Source organism: Clostridium sp. Marseille-P299, from assembly GCF_900078195.1.
Taxonomy (GTDB): Bacteria; Bacillota; Clostridia; order Lachnospirales; family Lachnospiraceae; genus Lachnoclostridium.
The window spans coordinates 1,360,070-1,380,780 of sequence record NZ_FJVE01000007.1; the positions used below are offsets into that span (position 1 = coordinate 1,360,070).

General features: G+C 35.1%; 17 protein-coding genes. 14 read left to right on the top strand and 3 right to left on the bottom strand.

The annotated features are described in order from the left end of the window. The first annotated feature begins 269 nt into the window (after nt 1-269). Nucleotides 270-1,664: an MATE family efflux transporter gene (locus BN4220_RS13860; protein WP_066720984.1), complete on the top strand. Its 1,395-nt coding sequence runs from the start codon at nt 270-272 to the stop codon at nt 1,662-1,664. 134 nt (nt 1,665-1,798) lie between these two features. On the opposite strand, the gene rfbB is transcribed toward BN4220_RS13860, so the two are convergent. Beyond that, on the bottom strand, nt 1,799-2,818 hold the full coding sequence (gene rfbB, locus BN4220_RS13865) for a dTDP-glucose 4,6-dehydratase (RefSeq protein ID WP_066717489.1): 1,020 nt from the start codon (nt 2,816-2,818) through the stop codon (nt 1,799-1,801). Between the two features lie 163 nt (nt 2,819-2,981). Then, nucleotides 2,982-3,878, bottom strand: coding sequence for a glucose-1-phosphate thymidylyltransferase RfbA (gene rfbA / locus BN4220_RS13870; RefSeq protein ID WP_066717491.1), 897 nt, complete (start codon nt 3,876-3,878; stop codon nt 2,982-2,984). 629 nt (nt 3,879-4,507) lie between these two features. On the opposite strand from rfbA, the gene BN4220_RS13875 reads away from it, so the two are divergent. Together BN4220_RS13875 and BN4220_RS13880 are read left to right on the top strand one after the other, a co-directional pair. Further along, entirely contained in the window at nt 4,508-5,938 is a 1,431-nt protein-coding gene (locus tag BN4220_RS13875) for an AAA family ATPase (protein ID WP_066717493.1), read from the top strand. After that, complete coding sequence (locus BN4220_RS13880) at nt 5,928-6,620, top strand: hypothetical protein (RefSeq protein ID WP_066717496.1); 693 nt, start codon at nt 5,928-5,930, stop codon at nt 6,618-6,620. Before BN4220_RS13875 ends, BN4220_RS13880 begins: the two co-directional genes overlap by 11 nt. A gap of 136 nt (nt 6,621-6,756) precedes the next feature. On the opposite strand, the gene BN4220_RS13885 is transcribed toward BN4220_RS13880, so the two are convergent. Then, nucleotides 6,757-7,938: a MerR family transcriptional regulator gene (locus BN4220_RS13885; protein ID WP_066717499.1), complete on the bottom strand. Its 1,182-nt coding sequence runs from the start codon at nt 7,936-7,938 to the stop codon at nt 6,757-6,759. 300 nt (nt 7,939-8,238) lie between these two features. Here BN4220_RS13885 and BN4220_RS13890 point away from each other — a divergent pair, with 300 nt between their 5' ends. From BN4220_RS13890 to BN4220_RS13940, 11 genes are all read left to right on the top strand, one after another. After that, on the top strand, nt 8,239-9,645 hold the full coding sequence (locus BN4220_RS13890) for an AAA family ATPase (RefSeq protein WP_066717505.1): 1,407 nt from the start codon (nt 8,239-8,241) through the stop codon (nt 9,643-9,645). Then, nucleotides 9,632-10,327, top strand: coding sequence for a hypothetical protein (locus tag BN4220_RS13895; protein WP_066717508.1), 696 nt, complete (start codon nt 9,632-9,634; stop codon nt 10,325-10,327). Before BN4220_RS13890 ends, BN4220_RS13895 begins: the two co-directional genes overlap by 14 nt. Nucleotides 10,328-10,820: 493 nt before the next feature. Then, the gene (gene hrcA, locus BN4220_RS13900) at nt 10,821-11,855 is read left to right on the top strand and encodes a heat-inducible transcriptional repressor HrcA (RefSeq protein WP_066717511.1); all 1,035 of its coding nucleotides are present in this window, start codon (nt 10,821-10,823) and stop codon (nt 11,853-11,855) included. A 35-nt stretch (nt 11,856-11,890) separates the two neighbouring features. Then, nucleotides 11,891-12,538 carry a nucleotide exchange factor GrpE gene (gene grpE, locus BN4220_RS13905; RefSeq protein WP_347477101.1) on the top strand — a complete coding sequence of 216 codons (648 nt, stop codon included), beginning with the start codon at nt 11,891-11,893 and terminating at the stop codon, nt 12,536-12,538. A 76-nt stretch (nt 12,539-12,614) separates the two neighbouring features. Then, complete coding sequence (dnaK, locus tag BN4220_RS13910) at nt 12,615-14,471, top strand: molecular chaperone DnaK (RefSeq protein ID WP_066717514.1); 1,857 nt, start codon at nt 12,615-12,617, stop codon at nt 14,469-14,471. Between the two features lie 597 nt (nt 14,472-15,068). Then, entirely contained in the window at nt 15,069-16,211 is a 1,143-nt protein-coding gene (gene dnaJ, locus BN4220_RS13915) for a molecular chaperone DnaJ (RefSeq protein ID WP_066717516.1), read from the top strand. A gap of 29 nt (nt 16,212-16,240) precedes the next feature. Then, the gene (gene prmA, locus BN4220_RS13920; RefSeq protein ID WP_066717519.1) at nt 16,241-17,239 is read left to right on the top strand and encodes a 50S ribosomal protein L11 methyltransferase; all 999 of its coding nucleotides are present in this window, start codon (nt 16,241-16,243) and stop codon (nt 17,237-17,239) included. A 283-nt stretch (nt 17,240-17,522) separates the two neighbouring features. Then, nucleotides 17,523-17,756, top strand: coding sequence for a 4Fe-4S dicluster domain-containing protein (locus tag BN4220_RS13925; protein ID WP_066717521.1), 234 nt, complete (start codon nt 17,523-17,525; stop codon nt 17,754-17,756). Then, nucleotides 17,746-18,321 (top strand): 4Fe-4S binding protein, encoded by a 576-nt coding sequence (locus BN4220_RS13930; RefSeq protein WP_066717523.1) that lies wholly within the window; start codon nt 17,746-17,748, stop codon nt 18,319-18,321. The genes BN4220_RS13925 and BN4220_RS13930 overlap by 11 nt, the downstream gene beginning before the upstream one ends. Nucleotides 18,322-18,486: 165 nt before the next feature. Then, nucleotides 18,487-19,512 carry an alpha/beta hydrolase gene (locus BN4220_RS13935; RefSeq protein WP_066717527.1) on the top strand — a complete coding sequence of 342 codons (1,026 nt, stop codon included), beginning with the start codon at nt 18,487-18,489 and terminating at the stop codon, nt 19,510-19,512. Nucleotides 19,513-19,820: 308 nt separating this feature from the next. Beyond that, nucleotides 19,821-20,567, top strand: coding sequence for a 16S rRNA (uracil(1498)-N(3))-methyltransferase (locus BN4220_RS13940; RefSeq protein ID WP_066717529.1), 747 nt, complete (start codon nt 19,821-19,823; stop codon nt 20,565-20,567). Nucleotides 20,568-20,711: the final 144 nt, after the last annotated feature.

Below are 20,711 nucleotides of genomic sequence, written 5' to 3' on the forward strand. Positions count from 1 at the left end.
ACAACATCGCCTATAGTACCATCTTTTCGACAGGAATACAACCAAAACTACAAATGAAATTAAAGGAAATATTTTCTTGTAATTTACTTCACTAGTGATATATAATATCTACAACTAAACTTTTTTAAATGGGTTCGATTTTTTATTTCACAGATAGAAATCGAATGCTTTTTTTGTTATTGGGTTTTATTGCATTTAAGAGCTGTTATGTGCTTGGATTGCATCAACATTTAAAGATGTATAGAAAAAATAAACGAACTGAGGAAAACATGAAGGCAAACAAATTTATTGGGGACAAAAAATTTTATAGAATGGTACTTATAGTGGCGATACCGATTATGATACAGAATGGTATAACCAATTTTGTTAGTATGCTTGACAATATAATGGTTGGGCAAATTGGAACAGAACAGATGTCAGGTGTTGCGATTGTAAATCAATTGATGTTTGTTTTCAACATATGCATTTTTGGTGCTATTTCAGGAGCAGGTATTTTTGGAGCGCAGTTTTATGGAAATGGAAATCATGAAGGAGTTAGAAATGCCTTTCGTTTTAAACTTATTGTATGCGGAGTAATGGCACTCATTGGAATCAGTGCTTTTTTAAACTTTGGACCACAACTTATATCCCAGTTTCTTCATGATGGCGGTGAGGTGGGAGATATAGGGCAAACTCTTTATTATGGTAGGGAGTATCTAAAAGTCATGCTCTTGGGCATGATTCCATTTGCAATCATGCAGGCGTATGCAAGTACCTTAAGAGAAACAGGGGAAACGCTTCTACCAATGAAGGCAGGTATCACAGCAGTCTTTGTTAACCTTATATTTAATTATATTTTGATCTTCGGTAAATTTGGAGCGCCTACTCTTGGAGTAAAGGGTGCTGCGATTGCAACTGTAATTTCTAGAATTATTGAATGCTTGATTGTAGTTATTTGGACCCACCGACATAAGGAAAAGAATAAATTTATTGTAGAAGTATATCGACATTTTCGAATTCCAAGGCATTTAATAAATCAAATCGTATTAAAAGGATTTCCACTTATGTTAAACGAAGCCTTTTGGTCAGCAGGTATGGCAATTATGACTCAATGTTATTCTGTCAGAGGCTTAGCAGTAGTTGCTGGTATTAACATATCATCCACCATATCTAATGTGTTTAATATAGTATTTATAGCCCTTGGAAGCTCGGTAGCTATCATCGTTGGACAGTTATTAGGCGCTGATAAAAAGGAAGAAGCGAAGGATACCGATACGAAGCTAATATTCTTTTCAGTAGTAAGCTGTATTTTTATTGGAATTCTTTTGATGTTAATAGCACCAGTATTCCCATTGATTTATAATACAACAGAAGAAGTTAGAAGTCTTGCAACGGATTTTATTAAAATTGTTGCGTTATGTATGCCTTTACATGCCTTTAATCATGCCTCCTATTTTACTCTTCGATCTGGAGGTAAAACAATCGTTACATTTTTATTTGACAGTGTATTTACATGGGTGGTGAGTATACCTACTGCCTTTCTGTTAACAAGATATACGGACTTACATATTGTTATGGTTTATTTTATTTGCCAGTCTTTAGAGTTAATTAAATGTTTCATAGGATTTACTTTAGTGAAGAAAGGTATATGGATACAGAATATAGTAGAAACGAAGAGGGTTTAAGAATAAAAGGGGGAAGTACTGTTAACCTCGCCTATTTTAATATTGCTTGGTTTGTATGGATTTGTGCATTTAATTGGCGGCGACTTTGAAATTAGAGATCAAAGTCGCCGCTTTTCTTCTATAAAATGAGGAGCCTATCTATCTCCATACATCTTCTCATAATAATTCTGATATTCTCCAGAGATAATTGTTTCCCACCATTCCTTATTATCCAAATACCACTGAATTGTCTTTTGTATTCCATCTTCAAACTTCGTTTCAGGTAACCAACCAAGTTCATTATGAATCTTCGTTGGATCAATAGCATAGCGCATATCATGGCCTTTACGATCAGCAACATAAGTAATAAGACTTTCTGGTTTACCAAGTGCCTTACAGATGATCTTAACGATGTCGATGTTTGTCATTTCATTATGTCCACCTACGTTATACACTTCGCCAACCTTACCATTATGAATAATTAAATCAATGGCTTTACAGTGATCTTCCACATAAAGCCAGTCACGTACATTTTCACCCTTACCATACACTGGAAGTGGCTTGTCATGAAGTGCATTGGCAATCATGAGTGGAATTAGCTTTTCTGGAAAATGATATGGTCCGTAGTTGTTAGAACAACGGCTGATAGTCACTGGTAAGCCGTAAGTACGGTGATAGGACAGTACCAAAAGGTCAGCAGCAGCTTTTGAAGAACTATATGGGCTGCTTGTGTGTATCGGTGTTTCTTCGGTAAAGAATAAGTCAGGGCGATCTAGTGGTAGGTCACCATAGACTTCGTCTGTAGATACTTGGTGATAACGTTTAATGCCATATTTGCGACAAGCATCCATAAGTACAGAAGTTCCAATGATGTTTGTATCTAAGAATACCTGTGGATTGTCAATGGAGCGATCTACATGGCTTTCCGCTGCAAAGTTAACGATTACATCTGGATGTTCTTCTTCAAATAATTTATAAACTGCATCACGATCGGTAATGCTTATTTTCACAAAGCGAAAGTTTGGATTATCCATCACTGGTTCAAGTGTGGATAAATTGCCTGCATAAGTGAGGCAGTCAAGACATACGATACGATAGTCTGGGTATTTGTTTAACATATGGAAGATAAAGTTGCTTCCGATAAAGCCGGCACCGCCAGTTACAATAATATTCATAATTATCCTCATTTCTGCGCTGCTTTTTAAACGAATCAAGTTTGTGGGTGCAGCGCCGACACAAACTTGTAGAGTAAAGATTTAAAATCTTTCACTCAAAATTCTACATAATTCTACATTCTTATTAATCTTCATGTATTCTCATTCATTCTTATACATTTCATTATCGAAGTGCATCGATATATTTGCCTTCCAATACGTCTTTTAAATATTGCCCATATTGGTTCTTTTTTAGTATTTCATATACCTTAAGGACGTCTTCCTTGGTAATCCAACCATTAAGATATGCAATTTCCTCAAGACATGCGATTTTACGATGTTGGTGTGTCTCAATTGTACACACAAAATTAGTTGCTTCGACTAAGCTCTCGTGAGTTCCAGTATCTAACCAGGTAAATCCCTGACCAAGAAGTTCTACATTTAAGTTTCCTTGTTCAAGATAGATACGGTTTAAATCGGTGATTTCAAGTTCACCTCTGGCACTTGGTTTTAACTGTTTTGCATATTCTACAACCTTATTATCATAAAAATAGAGGCCAGTTACACAGTAATTGCTCTTAGGTTTTGCAGGCTTTTCTTCGATGGATACTGCACGACCTTCTTCATTAAATTCTACAATACCAAATCGTTCTGGATCATCTACGTAATATCCAAATACCGTTGCACCCTTACCAGTTTCTGCATTTTCTACTGCTTGTTTTAAGCGTTCTTTTAGTCCATGTCCTGCAAAGATATTATCACCTAGTACCATTGCTACGGTATCATCGCCGATGAATTCTTCTCCAATGATAAATGCTTGGGCAAGTCCGTCTGGGCTTGGTTGTACGGCATACGTTAGATTTACTCCAAATTGATGCCCGTCTCCTAACAATTCTTTAAAACGAGGGGTATCCTGTGGGGTAGAAATAATTAAGATATCACGGATTCCTGCATTCATGAGAACCGACATTGGGTAATAGATCATCGGCTTATCATAAATTGGTAACAACTGTTTGGAGGTTACCATCGTAAGAGGATATAAGCGTGTACCTGAGCCTCCAGCTAAAATGATTCCTTTCATTGTTAAATCTCCTTTTTTCATTATGTAAATTCTTTTTTGTTATGTTTCATTTGTTATTTTATCTTTTAGTTATTATGTTACTTACATTATAAAAGGTGCCCTTAGGGCACATGCAAGTCTTTTTTGAAAAAAAGTTAAGATTTTTTAAAAAGCTGTTATTTTTACCAATCTTTATCACCGTTTTTTGATTTCTACATAACCTAGCTGAACTCAAAATATATTGAAATAAATATAGGGTAGGCAACTCTATAGTTTCCTATTGGCATATGAGGTGAAGATATGTTAAAAACATTCAAATATTATTTAAATAAAGGACTTGATCTAATACTAGCAATTGGTTTAACCAATCTTATTTTAAACTCATTAAATTCTTTGATTAAGTTTTTTGAAGATTTATTGAATAAATGAGTGGATATAAAATTCTATAAATAAAAGTATGTGTGTGGTAAATAATAAAGTAAAAAAGAAGATGTTTGTGATTGTAGGATTATCATAAAATGAGACAAAATGAATGTAATCAGAAAATAATATCGAAATTTAAAAATAGAACATTTTGTGAGAAAAACTAAATTCGATTTGCTTATTTCTGAGTTTTGTGATATTATTATATCATATTGGAGGTATTAAGTATGAATCGCTCAGTTGTGAGAATAAAAAGTATATCAATTACAAATTTCAAAAATGTAACTCATGGGGAATTAAGTTTTGAAAATAGCAGAAAGCCATATAAAGCAAGTATTGTTGGTTTATATGGGCAAAATGGTTCTGGAAAGACAGCATTAATCGATGCAATGCAATTACTGAAGCTCACGCTTACAGGTCAACCGGTTCCAGTTCAGTTTGCAGATTATATCAATGTAGATGCTGAATTTGCAACGGTTCGTTATGAATTCAAGGTTGAAATATTGCAGACAATTTATGAGGCAATTTATGAATTCAGTATAAAAAAAGAATTAGATATGTCTACGCAAAATCTAGTTTTTCAAGATTCAGAAAACTCCAAATATATAACAACAATTTTTAATGAGGTATTAAGTTGTTCCTATGTGGCACCGGAAGCTAAGTGTCGTATGAGTACATTAATTAATACTCAAACAGATGAAGTGTTTTTACCAAAAACGAAATACAATATTATTATAGGGAATGACAAGAATACTTTTACTGACCTTTTGGTTGATAAAAAGATGACAGCTGTGACTAGCAGATCTTTTGTGTTTTCAAAGAAGCTAATGATGGCTATGAGCCAAAATGATAAAAATAAAGATGAGGATTTACTTGAATTTCAGCGTTACAAAGCTTTGTTAGAGGCTCTTGTTAGATTTGGAAACTATGAACTATTTGTTATTAATACAACGAACTCTGGTCTTATTAGTATGAATGCTCTGCCAATTTCTTTTAAGTACCAAGAGAAAAGTATTGGAGCAGTAGGGAATTTTATGCTTCCATTAAATGAAGCAGCTACTATTCCACAGGAAGCTTTTGAGGTCGTACAAAAAGTTATTTCAAATATGAATATTGTTTTAGAACAACTCATTCCTGGACTAACAATCAGTATACGAGATTTAGGAACGCAGGTGCTAGAAAACGGTAAAGTTGGCAGCAGAATTCAGCTAATGTCTCTCAAAAACAAGAAAGAGATTCCTTTGCAATATGAATCAGAAGGTATTAAAAAGATTGTATCTATTCTTCAATTATTAATTGTAGTATACAATCAACCTTCAATTACAGTTGCAATTGATGAGTTGGATGCAGGTGTTTTTGAGTACTTGTTGGGTGAGATTCTTCGTATTATTTCTGAAAAAGGAAAGGGTCAACTCATTTTCACATCACATAATTTAAGGCCTTTAGAGACTATAGACAGGGGATTTATCGCATTTACTACAACAAATCCTCTTAACAGATATATTAGGATGAGTAAAGTTAAAGATAATAATAATCTGAGGGATTTTTATTATAGAGATATTGTTCTTGGGGAGCAAAGTGAAGAAGTATATGATACAACCAACAACTCAGAAATAGCCCTTGTATTTAGAGAGGCAGGTGAGTTGATTGGCTCGTAAGAAGATTGTCTTTGTTATTGTGGAAGGTCCATCGGATGACACAGCAATTGGCGTTCTCCTTAATAGAATTTATGATAGTAATATGGTTCATATTGAAATTATGCACGGAGATATCACAAGTGATTTATCGGTAAATTCTTCGAATATTGTTGCATATATTGGGGACGTTGTTAAGGCATATGCAGAGGCGAACCATTATGAGCAAATTCATTTTAAAGAAATTATTCATTTAATTGACATGGATGGAGCATATATACCAGATGAAAATATTTTAGAAGACAGTAGTGCGGAAAAGCCAGTTTATAGTTTGACAGATATTCGAACTGCCAATCCTAGAGGGATAATGCTACGAAATGCTCGTAAACGTGAAAATATAGAAAAAATATGTTGTTGCCCTAAAATTTGGACGATTCCATATAGCGCTTATTACATGTCATCAAATTTGGACCATGTGCTTTATGGAAAGCTTAATAGCACTGATGATGAGAAAGAAGATGATGCTTTTGCATTTGCGAAACGATATAAAAATAACATACCTGGGTTCATAGAATATATTACAAATTCGGATTTTTCAGTTTCGGAGGATTTTAAGGAATCTTGGAAATATATTAAAGAAGGACTTCATTCTTTAGAGAGACATACGAATTTTGGTATCTGTTTTAAAGAAATTAGTGTGAAGTAGTAATGAATACAAGAGTCTTAATAAGTGAATTAAAAAGAACAATCAGTAGGAAAATTAAGGGTTTCCTGTTGATTGTTCTTTTTCTTAATTCTCTTAAATTTATACTATAGCACTATAGATTCATTCATTGACTTAATTAATTCTTACAAACAAATATCCCAGCATCCTTCGTAATATAAAATCCCTGGGCTGTCTTTTTCTTTACATAGGTACGAAACTCCTTATAACGATCTAAGAGAAACTGATTCTGATTTCCGTGACAGGAGAGAACGTAAGAAATCAGTGCCTCAGGTTCGGTTACGAAAAGCGAATCTTCATATTGTATCCACTGTGTCTGCGTAAAGTATGGTTTCAACAGCTCGTTGCCATTTTCTCTTCCGAATCGTTCGTAAAGTTTCCCAGCCGATAATACAATTCGTTCATCAAAATCAGAGACCAGTTGACTGACTTCTTTCATATGATGGCTTCCATAGGTACTGCAAAGAAAAGTCCCGCCAGGTTTTAGAACACGCTTTACTTCGCTGCACACCTTAGAGATATCGTCACAATAAAAGAGGAGGTGATTGGCGATAACTAAGTCAAAGCTTTGATCCTCATAAGGAATCTGATGGCAATCAAAGGATTTAAAGGTAAATCGAGAATCCGTAGCTCCAATGGCACGACGAGTATCACGAAGCATACCTTCGGATACATCCGATAGCGTAATGTGTACGTTTTTTGGAAGCAGGCTTCGGTGGTCTCTCCACAGTGTTCCGTCACCACATCCGAGTTCAAGTACCTTCATTCCATCATTTATCTTGCATTGTTCATAGATCCACGGAAACCATCCTTGTTGATTTTTTGAATAAAGTCGATGCAACTGGATACGAGCAGATATGTTGGAGGCATTCTGGTACTGGTTTTTCAGACTTTTTTCCATCGCAGTTAAATGGATTAGGTTTAACATCTGACTCCAATCGATGCTATGCTCATTTTCAATTGCCTTCGTGGTATCTTTAATCGTCTGTGCCACCAACTGCATTTGTTCAATGCGGTCCTCCACAAGTTTTAACTGTAGATTCAAGGAATCTGCCATAAAATGATAGTCGGTATCGTGTATGGTCATCTCCTTGATATCGTCCAGTGAAAAGCCAAGATATTTTAACAGCAATATTTGCTGAAGTCGTGCAAAGTCAGAATCTGTATAAAAACGAGCACCATTTGGATTGACATAGGATGGTTTTAATACATTGTGCTCATCATAATATCGAATGGTCTTCTTCGTAATATGTGCCATACGGGCAAATTCACCAGAAGAATAATAGCCAGGTAGTTTCATGGTATCGTTTCCTTTCTTAAGATAGTTCCATTATAATGGAAAGTTCCATTTTGGGCAAATGTAAGATAGATAGAATATAGAAACCCAAAATTAAATTGATTTGATTTATATAAATGTTTATCTAAATCAAATGGCTTAAATAATTTGATCTGTATAATTGAAATATAAATCCGCAATCTCAAGTACTTGGGTTGAATAAACGATATATTTAAAATCGGTATAAAAAATTCCATTTTAGGAAAAACTATTGCGATTAACATCATTTTAAATTACAATAAATGTATAAAAGGAGGGAATCTCATGGAAACCATTGTACGTCTACAGGCTCTAAGTCTTCATAATATAAAGAACGTGAAATACGGCAAAATCGTGATGCCAAACACATATAAGAAACACCCAAGTTATAAGAATGCAGAAGTACTAGGAATTTACGGGCAGAATGGTTCGGGTAAGACAGCAGTCGTGGATACACTTTATTTTATACAGCGCATTATGATTGGGGAGAACTTACCGATAGAACTTGCTGATTATATGGATGCCAGTGAAGACGAAGCAGAAATTAGCGCAGAGTTTTCTATTTATATAGAAGAGAGTGTGTATGAGGTTGGCTATAAGATTTGTTTACAAAAGGTAGGAAAGCATGGCGCTATGATATCCCGTGAAACGCTAACAAGTACGAAAATCACTCCAGAGGGTAGAAGTAGCAAGACGGTTTTTATGGATTATAACCACGGTGATAGCAAAACTGTATTTTCACCGAAGAAGCGTTTTGATGAACTTATCTTAGAGAACAAGGAATATAAGATGGACTTGCTTGTTGCGAAGAAAATAGCAGAAAAAAGCAATTGTTCGTTTATCTTTGGTGAGAACAGTTTAGAAATCTATAAAAAGCCCTTTGAACATTCCTTCAAAGAGTACGCTATGTTAATTACCTCCTTACATCGTTTTGCCCTAACCGACCTTTTTGTCATACGTAACACCCATTCCGGCGTAATCTCAGCGAATTTTGTTCTACCCATGGCATTTAAAATAGAAGATACGGATCAGCCAGGTGGAGGTTTTAAAGGGGATTTTGCAGTTTCGTTAAATAAGCCCACGGTGCTATCATATGAACAAAAAGATATGCTTCATGTGATTGTAAATGAAATCAATACCGTTCTTTGCACGATCATTCCAGGATTGCAGATGGAAGTAAAAGAGTATGGTATGCAGATGCTTGATAACGGTAGAGAAGGAGTAAAAATCGAACTACTATCCGTCAGGGGAGGCGTTAAGATTCCAATTCGTATGGAATCCGAGGGAATTATAAAAATTATTTCTATTTTAAATGCATTAATACAAGCCTTTTCAGATGCCTCCATCTGCCTTGTCATTGATGAGTTGGATGCTGGAGTGTTTGAGTACATGCTTGGTGAGCTTCTTGATATTTTTAAGAAAAGTGCTAGGGGACAGTTGATTTTTACTTCCCATAATTTAAGAGCCCTTGAAATGCTTGATAAGGAGAGCATCATGTTTTCAACGGTGAATCCAGTGAATCGTTATATTCATATGAAGAACATTAAAAGTTCCAATAACCTTCGTGACGTTTATCTGAGAGGCATTACCCTTGGTGGTCATAATGAGGAAATTTATGCGCAAACAGATAGCTTAAAGATTGCCAGAGCATTCCGTAAGGCAGGTAGGAGCATGAGATATGATAAAAAATGAGAAGAAGGTTATTGTCTTTATTGTAGAGGGGATGAGTGAAGAAGCAGCGCTTGGGACCATTATGAAAGAGTTTTTTGTAAATGAGGAAGTGCAGTTTTTCATCGTTCATGGTGATATTACTCTTCATGATTACGTAAGCGTGGACAAGATATTACTAAAGATTAATAAAGTTCTGGACACTGTGAAGGAACGATATCGTTATAAAACTTCGGATTTTCTTAAAATCATTCATATTACAGATACCGATGGTGTATTTATCTCCGATGATAAGGTGACAAAGGCGAAAGTTCCTGAGATTACCTATTATGAAGACCGTGTGGTGGCCCCTTCGGTTTCTTCGACCCTAGAACGAAACCATAGAAAAGCAGATATTTTATTTAAATTAAGAAATACAGGAAAGGTAAAAAAGATACCGTATCGTATTTATTTTAATTCTTGTAATTTAGAGCATGTGCTTTTTGATGAGCTTAAAGATTTTAGCGATGAGGAAAAAGAAGAGATGTCAGATGCCTTTGCGGATCGATACGAAGGGTGTTGTGAAGAGTTTATTGATTTTATATCCAGTGAAAACCTTGCAGTTGTGGGTTCATATCAAGATACATGGGACTTTATTGAGGAAGGGATGAATTCGCTGCAACGCCATAGCAATATGCATCAGATCTTTGGGCAGGACTTGGAGTAGCCATAATTGCTATTACTTATATTATTATGTATTAGAAATCGCAATTATTGACATTTGTTTATGGGATTGGTAAAATAATGTAAATTATTGTTTTGATTCGTAAAATTAGCAACAGCTAAATTAAAGACAGATTTTGCAGGAGCTAATATTAAGAAGATTTTTTGTTATTCCAATTATCATTTTTATTATTGCATGAATAATGGCTGGTGTGTCAGTTATCACATCAGTCACTTTTTTTAGTTGTTAAATATATGAATATCATTCTATTAATTCTATGTTTATAATTTGGGTTAAATGGTTAAGTGTGTTAATTATATGTTTTAATAAAAAAATTAAAAAAAATCCATAATACATATTGACAAAATAATTTGATAGTGATATCTTATGTTTAAAGATATTAGCACTCTAATCGAATGAGTGCTAACAACATCAACATCATATGTTAGCTCAAACATTTCATAGTACAGATGAATCATCTGAGAAAGAGGGTATGATGGAATTAGATGATAGGAAGATAAAAATTTTACAAGCTATTATTCGCAATTACCTAGAAACAGGGGAACCAGTTGGTTCAAGAACTATTTCGAAGGATACGGACTTAAATTTAAGTTCTGCAACAATTCGAAATGAAATGGCTGATTTAGAGGAATTTGGATATATAGTGCAACCTCATACATCTGCTGGAAGAATTCCATCGGATAAGGGATATCGATTCTATGTCGATATGCTGATGGCGGAAAAGACAACAGAGGTAGAAGAGATGCGAGGCATGTTACTTGAAAAAGCAGATAAGATGGAAACACTTTTAAAACAAGTAGCAAAGCTTTTAGCAGTTAATACAAATTATACGACAATGATTACTGCACCACAGTATCGTAGCCGTAAAGTTAAGTTCATACAAATCACTGATGTAGATAGTACACAGATTCTAGCAGTAATTGTTTTAGAAGGTAATATTGTTAAGAATAAAATAATTTCAGTGGATGAACCACTTGAAAAAGAAATTGTTTTAAAACTTAATATTGTGCTGAACACATTTTTACAAGGCTTAGATTTATCGGAGATTAATTTATCCTTAATTCAGAAAATGAAAGCACAGACTGCTGGGTATACTAATGTTGTTAGTGACATACTCGATGCGGTTGCACAAGCAATTAGTGAAGAAGAAGATGTACAAATCTTCACAAGTGGAGCAACCAATATTCTTAAGTATCCTGAATTAAGTGATACAGAAAAAGCCAGCGAGCTGCTTTATACAATAGAAGAGAAAAAGCAACTTACGAATCTCATGAGTAGCGAAGCAGAAAACGGTGAAAACCGAGGCATCCAAGTATATATTGGGAATGAAACACCAGTAGAATCCATGAAAGATTGCGCAGTAGTTACAGCTACTTACCAAATCGAAGAAGGCGTTTATGGAAAAATTGGTATTATTGGTCCAAAACGAATGGATTATGAAAAAGTTGTTAGCACCTTACAAAGTCTTATGAGCCAATTGGATGACATTTTTAAAGGTGATAAAAAATAAGATGTAGTTACGATGGGAAGGAATGGTGAAGATAGTTGTCAGATACAATAGATTTTAACGAGTTAGAAAAAGATGAACTGGAAGATATGATAGAAAAAGATATCGCTGACAGTACAAATAATAGCGATGATACTTCTGAAACAACTGAAGAAGTTACTGAAGAAGCTACAGAAGAAGTAGAAGAAAGCACAGATGAAGAAAACGGTAAAGATAAAAAATCCTTTTTCAAGAAAAAAGATAAGAAAGATAAAAAGGATGAAAAAATCGAAGAATTAAACGACCGTTTGATCCGTACTATGGCTGAGTTTGATAACTTTAGAAAACGTTCTGAAAAAGAAAAATCTCAGATGTTTGAAGTTGGAGCAAAAGACATTATCGAAAAGATTTTGCCAGTTGTTGATAATTTTGAAAGAGGACTAAGCGTTGTTACTGAAGAAGAAAAATCAAGCGCTTTTGTTCAAGGAATTGAGAAAATATACAAACAATTACTTGACGTCCTAGAAGCTGCGGGTGTAAAAACCATTGAAGCAGTAGGAAAAGAATTTGATCCTAATTTCCATAATGCAGTAATGCATACAGAAGATGAAGAATTAGGTGAAAATATTATAGCTGAAGAATTCTTAAAAGGCTATATGTACCGTGACTCTGTTGTAAGACATAGCATGGTAAAAGTAGTGAATTAAATAAGTTTATACCAAAAGATTAGGTTTTAATTAATTTTTTGATTAATTGTTATAATATAAATAGGAGGACAAAAACATGGGAAAAATAATTGGTATTGATTTAGGTACAACTAACTCATGTGTTGCCGTTATGGAAGGTGGAAAACCAGTCGTAATCGCAAACACAGAAGGCGCTAGAACAACTCCATCCGTAGTTGCTTTTACTAAAACAGGAGAAAGAATCGTTGGTGAACCAGCAAAACGTCAGGCAGTAACAAACGCTGACAAGACAATCTCATCCATTAAAAGACATATGGGTACAGATTATAAAGTAAGCATTGATGATAAGAAATACTCTCCACAAGAAATTTCTGCAATGATTCTTCAAAAATTAAAAGCTGACGCAGAAAGCTATCTTGGAGAAAAGGTAACAGAAGCTGTTATTACAGTACCTGCTTACTTTAACGATGCTCAAAGACAGGCAACAAAAGATGCTGGTAAGATCGCTGGTCTTGATGTTAAGAGAATTATCAACGAGCCAACAGCAGCAGCTTTAGCTTATGGTCTTGATAATGAACATGAACAAAAAATCATGGTTTATGACTTAGGTGGTGGTACATTCGACGTTTCCATTATCGAAATCGGTGATGGTGTTATCGAAGTATTAGCTACATCTGGTGATAATAGACTTGGTGGTGATGATTTCGATGAAAGAATCACTCGTTACTTTATTGATGAATTTAAGAAAACAGAAGGTGTTGACTTATCTACAGATAAGATGGCTCTTCAAAGATTAAAAGAAGCAGCAGAAAAAGCTAAGAAAGAATTATCTGCTTCTACAACAACTAACGTTAACCTTCCATTTATCACAGCTACAGCTGAAGGTCCAAAACACTTTGACCTTAACTTAACTCGTGCTAAATTCGATGAATTAACTCATGACTTAGTTGAAAGAACTGCAATTCCAGTTCAAAATGCATTAAAAGATGCTGGTTTAACAGCTTCTGAACTTAGCAAAGTATTATTAGTTGGTGGATCTACTCGTGTACCAGCAGTTCAAGAAAAAGTTAAACAATTAACTGGACATGAACCAAGCAAATCCTTAAACCCAGATGAATGTGTTGCTATCGGTGCATCCGTTCAAGGTGGTAAATTAGCTGGTGATGCAGGCGCAGGCGATATCTTATTACTTGACGTTACTCCATTATCCTTATCCATCGAAACAATGGGTGGTGTAGCTACAAGATTAATTGAAAGAAATACTACAATTCCTACAAGAAAGAGCCAGATCTTCTCTACAGCAGCTGATAACCAAACAGCAGTTGATATTAACGTAGTTCAAGGTGAAAGACAGTTTGCGAAAGACAACAAGTCTCTTGGACAATTCCGTTTAGATGGAATTCCACCAGCAAGAAGAGGTGTTCCACAAATCGAAGTTACATTTGATATCGATGCAAATGGTATCGTAAATGTATCCGCAAAAGATCTTGGAACAGGAAAAGAACAACACATCACAATTACAGCTGGATCTAACATGTCCGATTCTGATATCGAAAAGGCAGTTAAAGAAGCAGCTGAATACGAAGCTCAGGATAAGAAACGTAAAGAAGCAGTAGATACAAGAAACGACGCTGATTCAATCGTATTCCAAACTGAAAAAGCTTTATCAGAAGTTGGTGACAAACTTGATGCTTCTGAAAAATCTGCAGTAGAAGCTGACTTAGCTCACTTAAAAGAATTAGTAGAAAAAGCAAATCCAGAAGTAATGTCTGATGGAGAAGTAGAAGACTTAAAGGCAGCAAAAGAGAAATTAATGAACAGTTCTCAAGCATTATTTAGCAAGCTTTATGAGCAAGCTCAAGGTGCAGCAGGCGCTGGCCCAGATATGTCTGGAGCACAGGATACAAGCTATGCTGGCGATGATGTAGTTGATGGTGACTATAAAGAAGTGTAATATTAAAAACTTCAAAGAAGTATGATTAATCTTAAAAAGAACGTCTAGAAAAATCAAAACTTCTTACGGAAGTAAAACTTCAAGAAGGATCAAAACTTTTTGATGAAGTAATACTTCACCAAGAACAAAAATCTTGACGAAGTTTATAATATTCAGTAATATAGTGCTTATGGGTCCGTACCATAGCAGCAATGAATAGGCGGTCTTTCATAGACTGCCTATTTGTGGATTAGAAATAAATAAATTATTCAAATTAAAAAATTGAATCGAATATCAAAAAACTTACCAATGAATAATGATGTACAAATATTCAGAGCGAATCTATGGAGAATTTTAGTATATCTTAGTCAAATGTGAAAAAACTAGTGATGATTCGCCATGGACGGCGAATCAAGATGCCACTGAGCCAGGATGGCGAATTGGTATCGGTCACGAACACTAAGAAAAACTCTCCATTCGACTTAGATATACTTAAATTCGGAATCGAGTAGCGGCGAATATTTGTACAGCATGATTCATTCCAAAGCGTAAACTTTGACACTCAAAACATGTAAAATAGTACTCCCAAAAGTTTAATATGGAGAGTAGGAGGAAAGTATGGCAGATAAAAGAGATTACTATGAGGTCCTTGGAGTTCCAAAAAGTGCCTCAGATGATGATATTAAAAAAGCATACCGTAAGCTCGCTAAAAAATATCACCCAGATGCAAATCCAGGAGATAAAGAAGCAGAAGCAAAATTTAAAGAAGCTTCCGAAGCATATGCAGTGTTAAGTGATGCGGATAAGAAGAGACAATACGATCAATTCGGTCACGCAGCATTTGAACAAGGCGGCGGCGCAGGCGGATTTGATTTCTCAGGAGATATGGGAGATATCTTTGGAGATATCTTTGGCGATTTATTCGGCGGTGGAAGAACAAGACGTGCGAATAATGGTCCTATGAAAGGTGCTAACCTTCGTACAGGAGTTCGTATTACTTTTGAAGAAGCAGTATTTGGCTGCGAAAAAGAACTAGATTTAACATTAAAAGATGAGTGTAATACATGTCATGGAACAGGTGCAAAACCAGGAAGCCATCCAGAAACTTGTAGCAAGTGTGGTGGTAAAGGTCAAGTTGTATTTACACAACAATCTTTATTTGGTATGGTTAGAAACGTACAAACTTGTCCAGACTGTCAAGGTACTGGTAAGATCATAAAAGAGAAGTGTTCCGACTGTTATGGTACTGGATATGTAAGCAATCGAAAGAAAATTCAAGTATCCATTCCAGCAGGTATTGATAATGGTCAAAGCATTCGTATTCGTGGTAAAGGAGAACCTGGTACTAACGGAGGCGAACGTGGTGACTTATTAGTAGAAGTAAGTGTATCAAGACACCCAATCTTCCAAAGACAAGAATATGATATTTATTCAACTGCTCCAATGTCATTTGCTCAGGCTGCATTAGGTGGCGATGTTAAAATTAGTACAGTAGACGGTGACGTTTTATATGAAGTAAAACCAGGAACTCAAACAGATACTAAGGTTCGCTTACGTGGTAAAGGTGTTCCAACGCTACGTAATAAAAATGTACGTGGTGACCATTATGTAACATTAGTGGTACAGGTACCTACTAAGTTAACAAGTGAACAAAAAGACTTAATTAAGAAATTGGATGAATCCTTTACAGGAAAGAAAGATTCCGATAAAAAGCATGATGAGAACGAAGAAGGAAAGAAGAAAAAATTCTTCGGAAAATGAGCAAAAAATTTGAAAGGTACGGGTAAAACATGAAGTGGAAAAAACTTACGCTTGAAACAACCACCGAGGCAGTCGATCTTGTCAGCAGTATGCTAGATGAAATCGGTATTCAAGGAATAGAGATAGAAGACAAGGTACCGATTACTGAGGAAGAAAAGCAACGTATGTTTATTGATATTCTACCAGAGCTTGGACCAGATGATGGTGTTGCCAATGTAAACTTTTATCTTGATGTAGAAGAAGATGAGAACGAAATCATTTTAAAGGTAAAAGAAGGTTTAGAAGAATTATCTGCCTTTGTTAACATTGGTTCTGGTGAAATTAAAGCTTCAGAAACAGAAGATAAAGACTGGATGAATAACTGGAAAGAATTCTTCAAGCCTTTCCGTGTAGATGATACAATTGTGATCAAACCTACATGGGAGACACTTTCTGAAGTAAAAGATACTGATTTAGTGATTGAAATAGATCCAGGAACTGCATTTGGTACTGGTTCACATGAAACAACGAAACTTTGTATTTTAAATATGAAGAAATATATGAAGCCAGGAGATAACCTATTAGACCTTGGCTGTGGCTCTGGTATTTTATCAATCATTGGTATGAAACTTGGAGCTAAACTTGCAGTGGCAACAGATATCGATGAAAATGCAGTCAATGCTTCGGTAGAGAATGCAGAAGTAAATCACTTAAACGTTAAGAGATTAGAAGAATCAGATACGGTTCTAAGAAATGAAGGTTTACTCGAACTTTTAGATGGTAATGTCATTGATGATGCGAACTTAAGAAAGAACATCGGGCAAAACTGTTATGATGTTGTAGTATCTAACATTCTTGCAGATGTAATCATTCCTCTTTCCGATGTTGTAGCTGAATTCATGAAGCCAGATGGGGTATGGATTAGCTCTGGTATCATTGATATGAAGGAAGAAGAAGTTAAGCAAGCCCTTGATAAAAATGGCTTTGATATAGTAGAAGTTACTAAAATGGGTGACTGGGTATCTATTGTAGCAAAGGTTAGAAAATAGAATTAATTATATAAGAGACTGTCTCAAAATAGATCTATTTTATGCGTGTAAAATACTATTTTGAGGCAGCCTCTTTTTTGTTTATATATGATTGTATTTAGTAAATAAATGCACCAAATTGATTTTATATTTCATGCTGTTACAATTAACGAATGAACTATATTGCTCTGGATTTGATTTTGTTACACTTGAAGAATGCTTCACATTAATCTATTCTGTGATTTTGTCACAGATAACCAACTTCATATTTGTTACTATAAAGAAAAACAATGTGGAGGTACTTATGACAGTACAAAAAAGGAAAAGATACGCAACTGTAAATATAAAACAATGCGTAGCATGTGGAAGTTGTATTAAAGTTTGTCCAAGAAACGCAATCACGGTTCCAAAAGGAATTTATGCGGACATTGATACGAGTAAGTGCATTGGTTGTGGGTTATGTGCTAAGGCATGTCCAGCTTCGGTAATCAGTATTATTACAACATCGGTGGAAAGCGAGGAAGCGCATGAAAACTAAGAAGAAATGGTATGACTATTTATGGATTTTGTCTACGATTTATTTGATTTTAGGCTTTGTAAATATCCTTTTTGCGTGGATTGGACTCATTTGCTTTTTTGTACCACTAGGTATTTCAATTGTAAAAGGTAACAAATCCTATTGCAACAAATACTGCGGAAGAGGGCAGTTATTTGATCTACTTGGGAACAAATTAAAGCTATCAAGAAAAAAAGATATTCCAGGCTTTTTAAAGAGTCACTGGTTTCGTTATGGATTCTTGATTTTCTTCCTTACTATGTTTATCAATATGCTGTTTACTACCTATTTGGTTTTCGCAGGGCAAAACGGGGTGAGCGAAGTCGTAAAATTATTGTGGACCTTTAAAATGCCATGGCATTTTGCTTATCATGGAACAGTCTTTGCTCCTTGGGTGGCGCAATTTGCGTTTGGATTTTATAGTGTTATGTTAACCTCTACCGTATTAGGTCTGATTACTATGTTCTTATATAAACCTCGTTCCTGGTGTGTTTATTGCCCGATGGGAACGATGACACAGGGGATTTGTAAACTAAAGAACAGATAAGTTTCGGCTTGGGAAAGCAGGATAGTTTTATGAAAACTTGCAGTTAGTTGTTTTTATTGTGATAGCTACTTGAAAATGTTATAATTCAAACAGAATTGCGCTTCGTATGAAATTCATGTGTTACAACAGGGATTTCAGAGGTATTACTAGAAAGGAGCAAACGCAGTGAAACGGAAAGCTATCATAGTAGCAGGAATTGCTGGAGCACTAGGAATGTGGTTTCATCATCGTGATAAGAAATATCCCTTGGCAAAAGGTTATTATCTTTTAAATAAGTTCAGTATACCAGGAAAATTATTAACACTATCCAACACCAAATTGGCTAATAAAATATTATCGAAAGGTGGGTTACCAAAAACACCGAAGGATATTCATAGAGAGATACACTATATTAGTACCGAAGGCGAAGAAAAGATACCTTTATGCATTTATAAACCAAAAGATATGAATGAGAACATGCCTTGCCTTATTTATTTTCATGGCGGTGGCTTTCTTCTCAAAGATGCGGGATATATTTATAGGCATGTTTGTGAATATGCTAGAAAAGCAAAATGTATGGTGGTATTTGTCCATTATAGAACCTCTGATGAATACCCATTTCCAATTCCTTTTGATGATTGTTGTAGTGCCATTCAGTATGTATGGAAACACGCGAAACAGCTTGGGGTGAATAACAAAAAAATTGCATTAGGTGGAGATAGTGCAGGTGGTGCCTTAACAGGGGCATGTACCTTATGGTGTAGAGACGAAACTGACATACAGATATGCTATCAAATGCTTATTTATCCAGTAACTGACTCACGTATGGAAACTGAAACGATGAAAAGGTATGTAGATAGTCCGCTATGGAACGCTTCTTTATCAAAAAAAATGTGGGATTTATACTTAAGAAACGGTGTTACTAAGAAGAAAGAGTATGCAAGTCCAATGCTTGCAGAAGATTTTTCGAGGTTACCACCTGCCTACATAGAGACTTCTCAATTTGATTCTCTTCATGATGAGGGTGTGGCTTATGCAAAATCTTTAATGGGAGCAGGAGTAAAAGTTCAGCTAGAAGATGTAAAAGGTGTTTTCCATGGTTATGATGTATTCTTGAATACTGATATAACAAAGAAGATGATTGAGAAACGTTCTCAAGCTCTTCATGCCGCCTTCTATGAGAAAAGTGAGGATGGGAGAGTTAACGATTGATTTATGTATGAATTATAATAATTACATATAGCCATTTAAAAAACTTAATATTCATTTATGATAAGCAGTTAGTCTATATGATTGACTGCTTTTTATTGTGTTATATCTAAATATGCATTTATATACCAGCTTGATGGTATTCTATATGACATAAACTTTTTTCGGTTCATTACATGAAATTGCTTTAACGATACAATTACTCGATAAAAAGCTATAGTCAAAATACATTTAAGGTGTTATAATCAATGATTGAGATTAAAAATGATTCGTCGGAATAAAATAATGCTATGAGAGAAAGGATTCCGTCTATGTATCGATTTTATGTAGAAAATGAGAATATAAAAGAAAAAGAAATTCTTATCACAGGTAGTGATGTGAATCATATAAAAAATGTACTACGTATGCGTATCGGAGAGAAGCTAGTAATTTGTAATGGACAAGGAAAAGATTTTTATTGTATAATAGCTGATATGTCTTCTGATTGTATACGTGTTGAGATACAAGGTGAAGAAGAGACTGCATCGGAACTTAAGACAAAATTGTATTTATTTCAAGGACTACCAAAAAAGGACAAGATGGAATTAATCATCCAAAAAGCAGTAGAACTTGGCGTATATGAAATTATCCCGGTGATAACGAAGAGAACCATCGTTAAAATAGAAGATAAGAAAAAAGAGCAAAAGAAGATGGAACGTTGGCAATCCATCTCTTTAAGTGCGGCAAAACAGTCGATGCGTGGATTAATCCCAACGATAAAAGAGCCAATGAGCTATAAAGAAGCCTTAAAATATGCAAAGAGCTTAGACGCTTCCGTCATTCCATTTGAACATGCAGAGGGGATGGAGGCGACAAAAAGTCTCATAAAGCAAATGAAAGGCAAACAATCGGTTGGTATTTTCATTGGTCCTGAAGGTGGATTTGAAGATGAAGAGATAGAAAATGCTATTTCAGAAGGAATCGCACCTATTACGCTTGGAAAGCGTATTCTTCGCACGGAAACAGCAGGACTTGCGATATTGTCTATCCTTATGTATGAACTTGAGGAAGATAATTAACTTAAACCTCGCAGTTTCAAAGCCTAAACGATACTTGATAAATTCAGTCGATAAAGTATATTAATTACCAAGATTAAAACTTTTACATCGACGTGACTATGACGAATTTGTGAAGCTAGTTATGGTTTAAAACTTTGATTTAGA